Origin of the sequence: Cellulomonas sp. (assembly GCF_036279715.1) — a bacterium.
In the GTDB taxonomy this organism is placed as follows: Bacteria; Actinomycetota; Actinomycetes; order Actinomycetales; family Cellulomonadaceae; genus Cellulomonas_A.
This window is the reverse complement of record NZ_DASUIR010000089.1, coordinates 1-12488: the sequence shown is the minus strand read 5'-3', so window position 1 is coordinate 12488 and position 12488 is coordinate 1. Positions and strand designations below refer to the sequence as shown.

12 protein-coding genes are annotated in these 12488 nt (G+C 71.0%); 3 read left to right on the top strand and 9 right to left on the bottom strand.

From position 1 onward, the window contains the following. Positions 1 to 3: 3 nt before the first annotated feature. Together VFW79_RS09105 and VFW79_RS09100 are read right to left on the bottom strand one after the other, a co-directional pair. Positions 4 to 966 (bottom strand): sugar ABC transporter permease, encoded by a 963-nt coding sequence (locus tag VFW79_RS09105; RefSeq protein WP_329676994.1) that lies wholly within the window; start codon positions 964 to 966, stop codon positions 4 to 6. A gap of 16 nt (positions 967 to 982) precedes the next feature. Further along, positions 983 to 2281 (bottom strand): extracellular solute-binding protein, encoded by a 1299-nt coding sequence (locus VFW79_RS09100; RefSeq protein WP_329676993.1) that lies wholly within the window; start codon positions 2279 to 2281, stop codon positions 983 to 985. Positions 2282 to 2609: 328 nt separating this feature from the next. Between VFW79_RS09100 and VFW79_RS09095 the strand changes: the two genes are divergently transcribed. Continuing rightward, positions 2610 to 3773 (top strand): ROK family transcriptional regulator, encoded by a 1164-nt coding sequence (locus VFW79_RS09095; RefSeq protein ID WP_329676992.1) that lies wholly within the window; start codon positions 2610 to 2612, stop codon positions 3771 to 3773. A 607-nt stretch (positions 3774 to 4380) separates the two neighbouring features. Here the strand turns inward: VFW79_RS09095 and VFW79_RS09090 are convergent. From VFW79_RS09090 to VFW79_RS09060, 7 genes are all read right to left on the bottom strand, one after another. Beyond that, positions 4381 to 5373, bottom strand: coding sequence for a hypothetical protein (locus tag VFW79_RS09090; protein ID WP_329676991.1), 993 nt, complete (start codon positions 5371 to 5373; stop codon positions 4381 to 4383). A gap of 176 nt (positions 5374 to 5549) precedes the next feature. Beyond that, the gene (locus tag VFW79_RS09085) at positions 5550 to 5795 is read right to left on the bottom strand and encodes a FeoC-like transcriptional regulator (RefSeq protein WP_329676990.1); all 246 of its coding nucleotides are present in this window, start codon (positions 5793 to 5795) and stop codon (positions 5550 to 5552) included. 10 nt (positions 5796 to 5805) lie between these two features. Continuing rightward, a complete protein-coding gene (feoB, locus tag VFW79_RS09080) occupies positions 5806 to 7884 on the bottom strand; it encodes a ferrous iron transport protein B (RefSeq protein WP_329676989.1) in 2079 nt (692 codons plus the stop codon). Then, complete coding sequence (locus tag VFW79_RS09075) at positions 7881 to 8117, bottom strand: ferrous iron transport protein A (RefSeq protein WP_329676988.1); 237 nt, start codon at positions 8115 to 8117, stop codon at positions 7881 to 7883. Before VFW79_RS09075 ends, feoB begins: the two co-directional genes overlap by 4 nt. A 56-nt stretch (positions 8118 to 8173) precedes the next feature. Next, complete coding sequence (locus tag VFW79_RS09070) at positions 8174 to 8611, bottom strand: OsmC family peroxiredoxin (RefSeq protein ID WP_329676987.1); 438 nt, start codon at positions 8609 to 8611, stop codon at positions 8174 to 8176. 67 nt (positions 8612 to 8678) lie between these two features. Beyond that, positions 8679 to 9920, bottom strand: coding sequence for an AAA family ATPase (locus VFW79_RS09065; RefSeq protein ID WP_329676986.1), 1242 nt, complete (start codon positions 9918 to 9920; stop codon positions 8679 to 8681). A 35-nt stretch (positions 9921 to 9955) separates the two neighbouring features. Beyond that, positions 9956 to 11158: a M15 family metallopeptidase gene (locus VFW79_RS09060; RefSeq protein ID WP_329677011.1), complete on the bottom strand. Its 1203-nt coding sequence runs from the start codon at positions 11156 to 11158 to the stop codon at positions 9956 to 9958. A 381-nt stretch (positions 11159 to 11539) separates the two neighbouring features. Between VFW79_RS09060 and VFW79_RS09055 the strand changes: the two genes are divergently transcribed. Beyond that, a complete protein-coding gene (locus VFW79_RS09055) occupies positions 11540 to 11887 on the top strand; it encodes a hypothetical protein (RefSeq protein ID WP_329676985.1) in 348 nt (115 codons plus the stop codon). Positions 11888 to 11904: 17 nt separating this feature from the next. Continuing rightward, positions 11905 to 12480, top strand: a complete 576-nt coding sequence (locus VFW79_RS09050) for a protein-L-isoaspartate carboxylmethyltransferase (protein ID WP_329676984.1) — start codon at positions 11905 to 11907, stop codon at positions 12478 to 12480. Positions 12481 to 12488 lie beyond the last annotated feature (8 nt).

The window sequence follows — 12488 nt, the reverse complement described above, 5'->3', positions numbered from 1 at the left end:
CCTTCACATCCTTGTCGAACGGCGCGTCCACCAGTACTGGATCCCCGAGATCACGAGCACCAACGCGGTGAGCGAGAACGAGATCGCACTGCCGTAGCCGAACTTGTAGTACTTGAAGGCCTGGTCATACATGTAGGTCAGAGGAACCTGGGTCTGGTTGTCCGGTCCGCCTCCGGTCATGAGCAGCACCGAGATGAAGACGTTGAACCCGCCGATCACGAGCAGGATGACGACGACAGTCATGGCGGGGCGGATCGACGGCAGCGACACGTGCTGGAAGCGCTTGAAGGCGCCGGCGCCGTCGATCGCAGCCGCCTCGTGCAGCTCCTTGGGGACCCCGGTCAGAGCCGCAAGGAAGATCAGCATCGACCAGCCGATGCCCTTCCAGGTGCCCAGGATGCAGACGGCCGCGAACGCCGTCCACCGGCCCTGGAACCAGGCGACGTTGTCCGGGACGACGTGGAGCAGGTCGACCACCACCGCGTTGGCCGCACCGTCGCCCGACGAGAACATGTACTGGAACAGCAGTGACACCACGACCCAGCTGGTGACGACCGGCAGGTAGAACAGCACCCGGAAGGCCGTTCGACCCGGCAGCCTGCTGTCGAGCAGCACCGCGAGCCCGAGGCCGATCACGATCTGGAGCGGCACCGTGACCGCGGTGTACACCGCCGAGTTCAGCAGCGAGTTGAGGAAGATCGGATCGCCGAATGCCTTGGTGTAGTTGGCGAGGCCGACCCACGGGCTCACAGCGCCGGGGGCGATGTGCCAGTCGCGCATGCTCAGCAGCAGGGTCTGGACTGCCGGGTACAGCATCACGAGGGCGTAGAGCGCGAACCCCGGGAGCACGAACGCGTACGCCGCCGCCACGCCGCGCCGGCGGCGGCGCCTCCCGGCGGCACTGGGCCGCCGGGAGATCGTCGTCGGCTCGGCACTCAGCCGTACGGTGAGCTGGGTCGAGACCATGCGGTGACTCCTCGCCTTACTTCTGGACGTTCGCCAGCAGTGCGTCGGCCTTCGAGGCCGCCTCGTCCAGAGCACTCTTCACGGACTTGTCGCCCTTGATGGCCGACCGCACCTCGTCCTGGAGCATCGCGTCCATCTCGCTCCACGCCGGGGTGACGGGACGCGGGCGCGCCGTCGCCAGCTGCGTGACGAACGGTGCGTAGTAGGCGTTGACGCTGGTCAGCTTGTCGCCCAGGTTCGCGAGCACAGGCATCTGGCCCACCTTGGCCATCTCGAGCTGCGCCTCCTCGGAGACCATGTACCGCATGAACTCGGTCGCGGCGGCCTGGTTCTTCGAGCTCTTGGTCAGGACGATGTCCTCACCGCCCACGACGCTGATGCTCCCGCCAGCACCCTGCGGCACCTGAGCGGCGTTGAGCTTGAAGTCGGGGTACTGGCTCGCGAAGATCGGGTACATCCACGGCCCGTCGAGGATCGTCGCGTACTTGCCCGTCGCCAGGCCGTCGCTGGTCGACACGCCGCCCTCGCCACCGAGGATGATGTCGGGCAGGTAGCCGGCCTTGTACAGGTCGACCAGGGTCTGCACCCCGGCGATCGACGCGTCGCTGTTGAGGTAGCCAGTCGCCTTCGTGACGTCAGGGTCCGTGATCTGACCACCCGCGCTCCAGATCCACGGCAGCACGTTCCATCCGCCCGCTCCGTTGTCGGCGAACGCGCTCGCTCCGACAGCCTTGAGCTTCGGCGCGTCGGCCACCAGATCGGCCACCGTCGCGGGCGGGGCGGCGATGCCGGCCTGCTTCAGCACGTCGGCGTTGTAGAGCAGCACCCGCGTGTTGGTGTCCAGGGGCAGGCCGTAGTAGTGCCCCTTCCACTTGTTGGTGGCCAGGCTGCCCGGGTAGGACTGCCCAGAGAGGGCCGTGAAGTCGGGCATCGACGTGTCCAGCGGAACCAGCACCCCGAGGTTCGCGAGCTCCGGGACCCACCCGATGTCGGCCCGGACGAGGTCCGGCAGCACATCGCCCGCGACCGCGGTGACGAGCTTCTGGTGCAGCTGGTCGTACGGGACAGCGACGTCCTTGACCGTCACGCCGGGGTTCTTCTTCTCGAACGCCGGGATGATCGTCGTCTCGAGCGTCTTCACCTCGGGCGAGTCGGCGCTGTACGCGTGCCAGAACGTCACCGTCCCGGAGAGGGGAGCAGCACTGCCCGCCCCTGCCGGTGAGGCCGTCGCGGCGCCCGCGCCGCCAGAGCATCCCGTCAGGGCGAGCATCCCGGCCGCTACTGCGGCCCACGCCACCTTGCTTCTCGAAATCACGTCACTGCCTCTCGCTCGAACCGCATTGTTCGGTGTACCGGTGCCGCGTGCACCACGACTGGCTGGGACCTGTCCGCGCACGTCGTGGCTGTCTGTGGGCGCTCCAGCCGGAGGTGGCACCTCCAAGCTCGAGCGACCAGACGCCTCCTCGGGTTCGACCCGAGTTATCGTCATGTAGGTATTAACCCACGCGGCACCTCGGGACGTCAAGTGCCGCGAACATGCACCACTTGGTCACATGCGGCGGTTCGGCGTCCCCTCGCTTAATCCTGTTGCGGTACTATGAGACCTCGACCGCGCGACTGCTCGCCTTCAAGGAGGAGACCTGGTGCCCAGCAACAGCGCTGCCTGGAGCCCCCTGTCTGACTCAGAGCGGCGGGTCGCGCTCGAGGTCCTGCTGCACGGGCCACTCGCCCGCATCGAGCTCGCTCACCGACTCAGCCTGTCCACCACCAGCCTGACCCGACTCACGCGCCCGCTGGTCGAGTCGGGACTGCTGCGAGACGCCCCCGAGACGGACACGACCGCTCGAGCCAACGGCAGGCCGATGCGACCCCTCGACATCGATCCCGAGCTGCAGCACTTCGTCGGCATCAAGCTCACCGGCAGCAGCGTCTACGGCGTGCTCACGAATCTGCGCGCCGACGTCATCGAAACTCGTCGGGTCGACCTCGCCAGCCACGAGCCCGCCGACGTCGCGGACGTCATCACGCGGCTGGTGGCAGAGCTCGGCACGTACACCGACGAGATCACGGCCATCGGCATCGGGCTCGGGGGCGCCGTGACCGGCTACACGCACGTCTCACGCGCACCCTTCCTCTCGTGGCGCAACATCAACTTCGCCGAGCTGGTCCAGGACCGGACCCACCTGCCCACGGTCATCTCGAACGACCTCGACGCCCTCATGGAAGCCGAGCACTGGTTCGGCGCCGGTCGCGACGTGCGCAACTTCGCCACCCTCACGATCGGCGCCGGCGTCGGCGGCGGTCTCGTCATCAACGACAGCCTCGTCGTCGGTGTCGATGCGGGACTCGGGCTCCTCGGCCACTTCCCGCTGGACCCCCTCGGTCCGCCCTGCCCCGAGGGCCACCGCGGTTGCGCGCACGCTCTCCTCTCGCTGCCCTCGATCCAGACCCAGGCCTCGCTCGCCCTCGGCCGCCCGACGAGCTACGACGACGTGCTCGACCTCGCCGTGTCCGGTGACCCCGTGGCCGACCGGATCGTCGGCAACGCGGCTCGCGCCTTCGGCGTCCTGATCGCCGCGGTCGCCAACATCGCCCTGCCGGAACTCGTCCTCCTCACGGGTGAAGGGATCCGGCTCGCGGACGTCGGCTGGGAACGCCTCCAGGACAGCATCCGCGAGAACCGCAACCCCGAGGCGTCGAAGGTCGATGTCCGCGTCATCGCCGACGACCCGATCCTCTGGGCGCGAGGAGCGGCCGCCGTCGCCATCCAGCAGGCGGTCCTGGGCGGGCTCGACATCGAACGCTGAGGAGCCGCCCCGGGTCAGCGCCCCGGCGTCCGCTTTGCGAACACGCACCCCGCGCACGCCAGCGACCGCCCCGGCGTACCCGCCGGACGACGACTCGAACGTCGCGCGCAGCCTGCTGCCCAGGTCGCCGGCCACTGCCGCAACTCCGACGAGCCGTCAAACCCGCGGCCTGCGCGCCCTCTCACCCACAATGCAATGGCCCTCGGCGCCCCGTTCCTTGCTCGAGTCAGGAGCGCACCGGTTCCCAGCGCCAGCTTCCCATCGAGCGCGCATCAGTGGGGCAGACTCACGAACCATCCCACGGCGGACCAGCAATCTGATAGGCCAGCTGCGACTAGTTCGCCGCTCTGTCACTATCACGCTCCCGCTGCTCGCCCGCACGCCTAATCCGACGGGAGAGCCAATAGACGAGTGGCACCACCGAGAGCGGACCGAGCCACCCCACCGTCTGCTCATTGGACCGGGCCAGGATTGGAATGACCGCAATCGGGATGACGGTCACCACGAAGGTGACAACGGAGCGCCACCACGGCACGAATATCGCGTTCCGTTCGTCAGGCCCCAACTTAATCAAGAGCTTCTCCTGTCGTCATAAGCGCATCCTGACCTAATTGCACCGACTGCCAGAATACGTGAATGGCGTGATATAGTTGATAACGAGGGCATTCGTCCATCGAACGGCCACGCACTTGCTGGGCCTGGAGTTGTTTGCGACTCCAGCAGTATAGACAACTGAGCCGAAGGCTGCAAAGCAGACCGCCGCGAGGACCGGTCCTCCGGCGAGTGCGCAGATTGCGGACAGACCTGTCGCACCCCAGCCGCCAGCCGCGAGTGTTGCTGTCTCAGCATGGTTGAACCAGATGTAACTGTTCAGCCATGACGAGGAGTACTGGGGGTCAGCGACGACCGGGTAGGTCACCCCGGCAGACCTGTGCTTGACCACCTGGACGATAGCGTGGCCGTCGAGTTCGTAGTGCGTCGGGACATCAACCCCGCTGGCGTCACGCGCCCAAGGAACTGCGATCGTCCCGGCAACTACATTTCCGGAAACGGTCTGGCCCGTCGTAGGGGCAGCGACCATCACCTTCCTGAGAAGACTCACCGAGCCATCCGCTTCGATGACCGGAACAACATCGGGGCTCAACGGGTAGGTGAAACGCTCCGACTGATCTCCCGACCCAATCAACGTGGAGATCCGCGTCGAGCCGTTCGAGACCTGAACGACGACATCGGCAGAGCCTGGAGCCCCGGCGAAGACGATGGACCCGTCCGATGACTCCCTAGCCGCGCCGGTGGAAGCCTCCCGCGGGAGTCCGATTGACACCGTGGCCCCGGCACCTGACGTGAGCTTCACAGAACCCCTCGGCGCGGTGTCGACTTCCACTTTCCCTGACGCGGTCTTGGCGACCAGAGTATTCACGCCGGACTCCATGGCATCAACAGTCCGTGCCGTAGATCCCGACGCGCCGGTAACGATACCGGCGACAGCATCTGTTGGGTCTCCGGGGGAGGCAACTGCGGCTCCCCCAGTCAGGACAAGCGCGGCAGCAAAGACGAATGTCGTCGCCGGCGCTACGTACCTGAGGAACTTGGGATGCATGGGGCTCCTTTGAACTCAAGTCATTGCTTCGCATCACAGTTGTGGCGCGCTCCGTGACTCTAGCGAGCCGAGGGTCGTTGCGTAGTCGAATTTCTCAACCGATCGCATGTCACCCGAACGGGTGAACACACGCCGCGCGACCGCGCTTGTCCACACCGGCCGCGCGACAGGACAGGTCAGCGCCCCGGCGTCCGCTTTGCGAACACGCACCCCGCGCACGCCAGCGACCGCCCCGGCGTCGGCTCGCACCCGTGACAGCCCGCGCCGCCCAGCACGTCCCCCGACCGGCTCACGATCCCGAGCCGCACCCAGTGGTCGACGGCCGCCTCCGCCAACCCGGAGTCGATCCCCAGGTTGGCGGCGATCCGGTCGGTCGTGGCCCCGGCGCGCGCCTCGCGCAGGACGTCGGTCAGCACGCTCATCGTCGGCCCCTCACATCAACCGGCCGAGCTGGAAGACCAGGACCGCGGCCGTCCACGCGATCACGAGCTGCACCCCGAGCGCACCGAAGGTCCAGCGCGACCCGAACAGCCGGCGCTGCTCGGCGACGGTCGCGAGGCACGGCGTGTAGGCGAGCACGAACACCATGAACGCCGCGGCGGCGGCCCCGGCATACCCGCCGGACGACGACTCGAACGTCGCCCTTAGGCGGCCGCCCAGGTCACCGGCCACTCCCGCGTCGGTGGGCTCGTCGACCGCGTAGGACTGCGCGAACGACCCGACGACGACCTCTTTCGCGACGAACCCCGTGATCAGCGCCGCGGACGCGTGCCAGTCGTCGAACCCGGCCGGCGCGAACACCGGGGCGATCGCGAGCGCGGCCCGGCCGTACAGGCTGTCGGCGACGGGGACGTCCGCGATCTGGTGGCCGCCCGCGACCGGGACAGCCATGAGGACCCAGACGACCGTGAGCGTGACGACGATGATCTTGCCGGCGTCGGTCACGAACATCCGGACCCGGACCCAGGCCGAGAGCAGGAGCGCACGGGCGCGCGGGCGCTGGTAGGCGGGCAGCGCGAGGACGAACGGCTCGCGGCGCAGGTCCCGGAACGCGGTGGCCCGCAGCACGAGGCCGCCGACGACGACGAGCGCGATGCTCGCGACGTACATGAGGAAGATCGCCGTGCCCGCGTGCGCCGGGAAGAACACGCTCGCGAGCAGGATGTAGACGGTCAGGCGCGCCGAGCACGACGTGTACGGGACGAGCAGCCCGGTGAGCAGGCGCTGGCGCGCGTGGGGCAGCGTGCGGGTCGCCGCCAGGGCAGGCAGGTTGCAGCCGAAGCCGACGACGAGCGGGAGCATCGCGCGGCCGTCGAGCCCGATGGTCCGCATCGCCCGGTCCGCGACGAACGCGGCGCGCGCCAGGTAGCCGCTGTCCTCGAGCAGCGCGATCGCCAGGAACATGAGGCCCATCAGCGGTGCGAACGACAGCACGGTCCCGACGCCCGCGAGGACGCCGTCGACCACGAAGCTCTCGACCCAGTGCGGTCCGGGCAGAGCAGACCGCACGCCGCTCGCGACCGGTCCGTCGACGAGCGACGACACGGCGCCCATGAGCGGTGCCGCGACGGTCGTCGCGAGCTGGAACAGGGCCCACATGACGGCGAGGAACACCGGGACGCCGAACCACGGGTCGAGCAGGACACGGTCGACCCGGTCGGACCACGTGCGCACGGGGACGGGCCGGGCCGACGACGGCGCACCCGGGACCGCGCCCGGCGCGTCGTCGACCGCGCGGTTCGCGAGCGCCCGCTGCACGTCGTCGACCCAGGTGAACAGCCGGTCGGCGCTCGCCAGCTCGGCGTCGAGGTCGAGGGGCCGACCGCACGAGCAGCCCGTCCCGCACGCCACGTCGCCGGGGCAGGCGCAGGCCGGTGCGGCGTCGGGCAGCAGGACGGGCGAGACACCGGTGGTGAGGGCGTCGGAGACGACGCGGGTGAGGCGGTCGAGGCCGGCCCCGGTGCGGGGGTCGATCGGCACGACGGGCACGCCGAGCAGCGTGGCGAGTCGCTCGGGGTCGATGTGGACCCCGCGCGTCGCGGCGACGTCGGTCATGGTGAGGGCGACGACGAGCCCCTGGCCGGCACCCGCGACCTGGGCCAGCAGGTAGAGCGAGCGCGACAGCGCCCCGGCCTCGACGAGGACGACGGCGAGGTCGGGCACGCCGAGCGCCCCGCGGCCCGCGACCGTCTCGGCGGTGACCCGCTCGTCGGGCGACCGCGCGAGCAGGCTGTACGTCCCGGGCAGGTCGAGGACGCGCACCGCTCCAGGCTCGTCGGAGCCGGCGCCGCTCGCCGTCCCGCTCAGGTCCCGCCAGGTCCCGAGCTGGACCTCGACGGTGGTGCCCGGGGCGTTGGTGACCTGCTGGCGGGCACCGGTGAGCGCGTTGAAGAGCGTCGACTTGCCGACGTTCGGGTTGCCGACGAGCACCACGGACGGCGCCGACGGGTCTGCCGCGAGACCGGTGCGGGCGTCGACGAGACCGCCCGACGGGTCGTGGCACGACGTCACAGCCGGGCACCGCCCGGGGCCTCGAGCTCGATGCGCGTGCAGGTGCGACCGTCGACCGCGAACCGGTCGGCGCCGATCGCCACGACCCGTCCGCCGAACGCGGCGCGGTGCGTGACCCGCACGAGCGCACCCGCCCGCAGCCCGAGCTCGCTCAGCCGCAGCCGGGTCGCGTGCTCGAGGTCGACGGCGACGACGCGCGCCTCGGTGTCGGTCGGCCAGCTCCCCAGGTCCATACCAGGACCGTACGACTGAGGTAAGCCTCACCTCATAGGACACAGGTCCCGGGTGGTCAGGCCAGGGTGGCGTCCACCGTGATCTGGGCCCCGGTGAGCGCCTTGCTGACCGGGCAGGTGGCCTTGGCGTTCTCGGCCGCCTGCGCGAACCCGGCGGCGTCGATACCCTCGACCTCACCGCGGACCGTCAGCGCGATGTCGGTGATGTGGAAGCCGCCCGCGGGGTCGGGGCGCAGCGTGACGTCGGCGCTGACCTCGAGGGCGATCGGGGTCCCGCCCGCCTCGGCGATCACGGCTGAGAGCTGCATCGCGAAGCAGGACGAGTGCGCCGCCGCGATGAGCTCCTCGGGGCTCGTGACGCCGCCGGAGTCGTCAGCGATCCGCTTCGGGAAGGACACGTCGAAGGTGCCGCTCTTCGAGCTGGACAGCTCGACCTGCCCACCGCCCTCGAGCAGGGTGCCGTTCCAGGCCGTGCGTGCGGTACGGGTAGCCATGGTGCTCCTTCGTCCGGGTGGCGCGGGCTGGTCGTGCGCCCGCCCGACCACCGTAAGGCGGGTCGCCTCACTCGGCGAGGGCGCGGTGGGACATCACGACGACGTCGGGGGCACCGGCCGCGTCGAGCGTGCGCGCGGCGCGCTCGTGCAGGGCGCGCCGGACCGACGGGTCGAGCCCGCTGTACAGCGCGGACCGCACGAGCTCGTGGCGGAACACGAGCCGGTCGCCCCGCGCGTGCACGACGCCGGCCGCGAGCGCATGACGCAGGACGCGCCAGCAGTCGGGGACCGGGCGCCGCGCGAGGTCGGCGAGGTCCGCCATGACGAACGACGCGCCGAGCACCGACGCCTCGTTGAGCAGCTGCACGACCTCCCGCCCGAGGTAGGCGATCCGGCTCACGACGACGGCGTCGAGCCGGTCCGTCCACTGGGACCCGACCGCGTCCACGACCCCGTGACCTGTCAGCCGCAGAGCACCCGCCTCCCGGACCGCCCGGACGACGTCCGTGACGAACCGCGGGTTGCCGCCCGCGGTCAGGACGGACCCGCGCAGCGACATCCCGACGGACGCGTCCAGCTGCGCCTCCGCGAGCTCGAGGGCAGCGTGCGACGTCAACGGTCGCAGCTCGAGGTAGCGCGCCCCGGCGCGGGTCCAGGCGGCCACCACGGCAGCGAGCTCAGCCGAGCGCGGGACCGGCCGGAGCGTCGCCAGGACGAGCGCGTGCGGGACCGTCCCCTCGTGCGCGAGCCGGTACAGCACCGCGAGAGACTCGTCGTCGGCCTCGTGCAGGTCCTCCAGGATGAGCAGCCACGGGTCGTGGTCGCCGCGCCGGCGGATGAGGGCTGTTGCGAGCTCCTCGGCCCGGGCCGCGAGGGCCGGTGGCAGCCGTCTGTGCCCGGTCGCGTCGCCGTCCTTCTCAGTGTGGAGCTCGAGGTCGGGCTGAGCGGCGGCGTCAGCATCGGCGATCAGGGTGGCGAGCTCGTGCTCGATCGCGTCGGGGTGCGCCGCGAACCCCGCGGGCCGGGCGTGGTGCGGGCCGTCGGCTGTCAGCATCGCGTCGGCGAGCAACCCGAACGGTCGAGCCCTGCCGGGTCGGGCCACGGCGCTGCGGACCTCGAGCCCGAGCAGCTGCGCGCTCGTGCGCACCGCGTCCACCAAGGCGGACTTGCCGATGCCTGCCTCACCCTCGAGCAGGACGGTCGAGCCGGCGCCCGCCGAGACGGACGCGAGCGCGTCGTCAAGATCGTCGAGCTCGGCGGCGCGACCGATCAACGGGAGGTCCCGGTCCGACCCCGCGGCGTCGTCCATGCGCCCGATCGTAGGTCCGAGCGCCCGGCGGCGTCTCAGTCCACGTACTCCCAGTGCCACGGCTCCGGCTTGCTGGCGCCCAGATGGGCCCACGCCGGCCACGTCCAGCCGTACGTGGCGGCGTTCGCGACCAGCCAGTTGTGCTGCGTCGTCCCGAACGACTGGGCGCCGCCGCCCAGGTCGACGGCCTTGCCGAGCCCGTGGTTCGACGTCCCGGGCACGGCGCACAGGCTGCCCTTGGTCCGACGGCACGCGACCTGCGAGCTGTACGAACGATAGGAGTCGGAGATCACCAGGTCGCTGCCGAACTTCTCGCGGTAGGCCACGTTCAGCTGCTCGATCGCGGCGGCCGCGTCGCACCGCAGCTCGGCGCCCGGGGCGAAGGTCAGCTCGCAGAGCGCCGAGGCCGGGATGCGCCCGTTCGCGTACTGGTCGAGCGAGACGCGTTGTGCCGAGCGGGTCGCGGCGTCCTCCGCGGCCACGCGCGCGGCCTCGACCTCGGCCGCTGCCGCCGCATCCGCGGCCGCCTGCTGGTCGCGGACGGCCTGCGTGACCTCGGCGGTGAGGGCGGCGACCTTCGCCGCGGTCGTGCGCAGGGTCGTGGTCGCGGCGTCCTCGACGTGCGCCGGAACGTCCGCGAGCGCGTTGAGCGCCGCCGCGGACGACGAGGTCGTGTCGGTCGGGGTCGACGGCGCGGACAGATCCAGCGGGGACGTGGGCGCTGCCGACGGGACGGCCGTCGGGTCGGTCGCGGCCGAGCCTGCGGGCGACGGCTCGGCGGCACCGGCCGTGGGCTGTGCGGTCGGGGCGACCGTCGCGGTGCCGGTCGCCGCCGGGCTCGGGGTCTGCGTGCCCGTCGGCGTCGGACTCGTCGTCGCCGCGTCGGTCGGTGCGGCGTCGGTCGGTGCGGCCTCGGTCGGTGCCGGGGCTGCTGTCGCGACGGGCTCGACCGGTGACCCCGCGGCGGCCAGAAGCTGGTCGAGCTCGGCCGTGGCCTGGTCCAGCTGGGTCAACGTCTCCGCGGGCACGACCGTGGCGCTCGCGCTGCGCACCGCCTGCGCCTGCTCGGCGGCGGCCGCGGCAGCCGCCAGGACGGCCTCCCGATGGTCGGTGCTGACCTGCTCGGCGGCGGCAGCGGCGGCCGCGCGCTCAGTCCGTATGCCGGCGACGTCCGCCATCAGCGGGCTCTGAGTGATGTCCGACGGTCCGGCCATGGCGAAGCTTCCGGCGCTCACCATGAGCACGACGGCGACGGTCGTCTTGGCGATGCGGACTGCGGGACGGCGCGGGGTCGTCGGGGTGCGCCGGGCGGGACGACGCGATGGCGTCTCGATGCGCTCAGCGGGACGACGCGGGGTCGTCTCGGTCTGTTCGGCGGGACGACGCGGGGTCGTCGAGGTGTGCTCAGCGCGCGGGGCGACGTGCCGGCCACCGCGAGACGAGCGACTCGGGGTCGGCATTCCGTCACTCACCCGTGACACATTACGTGACGTGGACAAGCGTCCAGTACCCCAGGGGCCGTACCCGCGGGGGGATCCTGTGTGGATCTCGTCACGTCTCCGTCACAGTTTTCACAGCGGGGGGTTCGGGAAGGCTGCGCCGCCACTACGATTCACGCCGTGGACGTCGACAGCACCCAGCACACGGGGGCCGGCGTCCCCACCGACAGCACACCCCGCCAGCACGGCCTCGACGACCTCTACGACATCGGCCGGCTCGCCGACAGGCTCGGCGTCGAGCACGCGACCATCCGTGTCTGGCTCTCCCGCAAGGTTCCGTGGCTGCCCGCGCCGGACGGCCGCCTCAACGGGGGCGCCGTGTGGCGCGCCTCGACCCTCGAGGGCATCGAGGACCGTCGGACCCCCGGCCGGCCCGGCCGCAAGCCCCGTGCCGCGGCCGCCCACCTCGCTGAACCGATCGAAAAGCCCGTCACGAGGCCCACAGAGATCGTCCGCCGACTGCCGTAAGTGCCTACGCTCGGAGGATGACGGATCCAGAACGCGCGCTCGACGTCGACGAGGCGATCAAGCACCTGGACCGGCGGCGTTTCCTTCCCGAGGCGCGCCGAGCCCAGGCCCGCGAGGACTACCCCCTTCCCATCGGCAGCGGGCAGACCTGCTCGCAGCCGAGCACCGTGGCCGTCATGCTGCGCCACCTGCACGTCCCGACCGGTGCCCGCGTGCTCGACGTCGGCGCCGGCTCCGGCTGGACGACGGCGCTCCTGGCCCGGCTGGTCGGCCCCACGGGCATGGTCCTCGGGCTCGAGCTCGAGCCCGAGCTCGCGACCTGGGGCAGCGCCAACCTCGCCGCGTGGGCGATGCGCTGGGCGCACATCGAGCCCGCGACCCCGGGGGTGCTGGGCCGGCCCATCGAGGGTGGCTGGTCGCGGATCCTCGTCTCGGCGTCGGCCCGGGAGCTGCCCCCGGAGCTGTGCGACCAGCTCGCCGACGGCGGACGGATGGTGATCCCGGTGCGCTCCACGCTGTGGGCCGTCGAGCGCCATGGCGACGAGCTCGAGTCCACCAACCTCGGCTCCTACGCGTTCGTCCCGCTGCGCTGAACGCGACG

Bases quoted from the DNA above. Each gene is read 5' to 3' on its own strand.
- VFW79_RS09050 (WP_329676984.1), top strand. From the start codon at position 11,905: ATGACGGATCCAGAACGCGCGCTCGACGTCGACGAGGCGATCAAGCAC.
- VFW79_RS09085 (WP_329676990.1), bottom strand. From the start codon at position 5,795: ATGAGCGTGCTGACCGACGTCCTGCGCGAGGCGCGCGCCGGGGCCACG.
- VFW79_RS09070 (WP_329676987.1), bottom strand. From the start codon at position 8,611: ATGGCTACCCGTACCGCACGCACGGCCTGGAACGGCACCCTGCTCGAG.
- VFW79_RS09105 (WP_329676994.1), bottom strand. From the start codon at position 966: ATGGTCTCGACCCAGCTCACCGTACGGCTGAGTGCCGAGCCGACGACG.
- VFW79_RS09065 (WP_329676986.1), bottom strand. From the start codon at position 9,920: ATGGACGACGCCGCGGGGTCGGACCGGGACCTCCCGTTGATCGGTCGC.
- VFW79_RS09090 (WP_329676991.1), bottom strand. From the start codon at position 5,373: ATGCATCCCAAGTTCCTCAGGTACGTAGCGCCGGCGACGACATTCGTC.
- VFW79_RS09060 (WP_329677011.1), bottom strand. From the start codon at position 11,158: ATGGTGAGCGCCGGAAGCTTCGCCATGGCCGGACCGTCGGACATCACT.
- VFW79_RS09075 (WP_329676988.1), bottom strand. From the start codon at position 8,117: ATGGACCTGGGGAGCTGGCCGACCGACACCGAGGCGCGCGTCGTCGCC.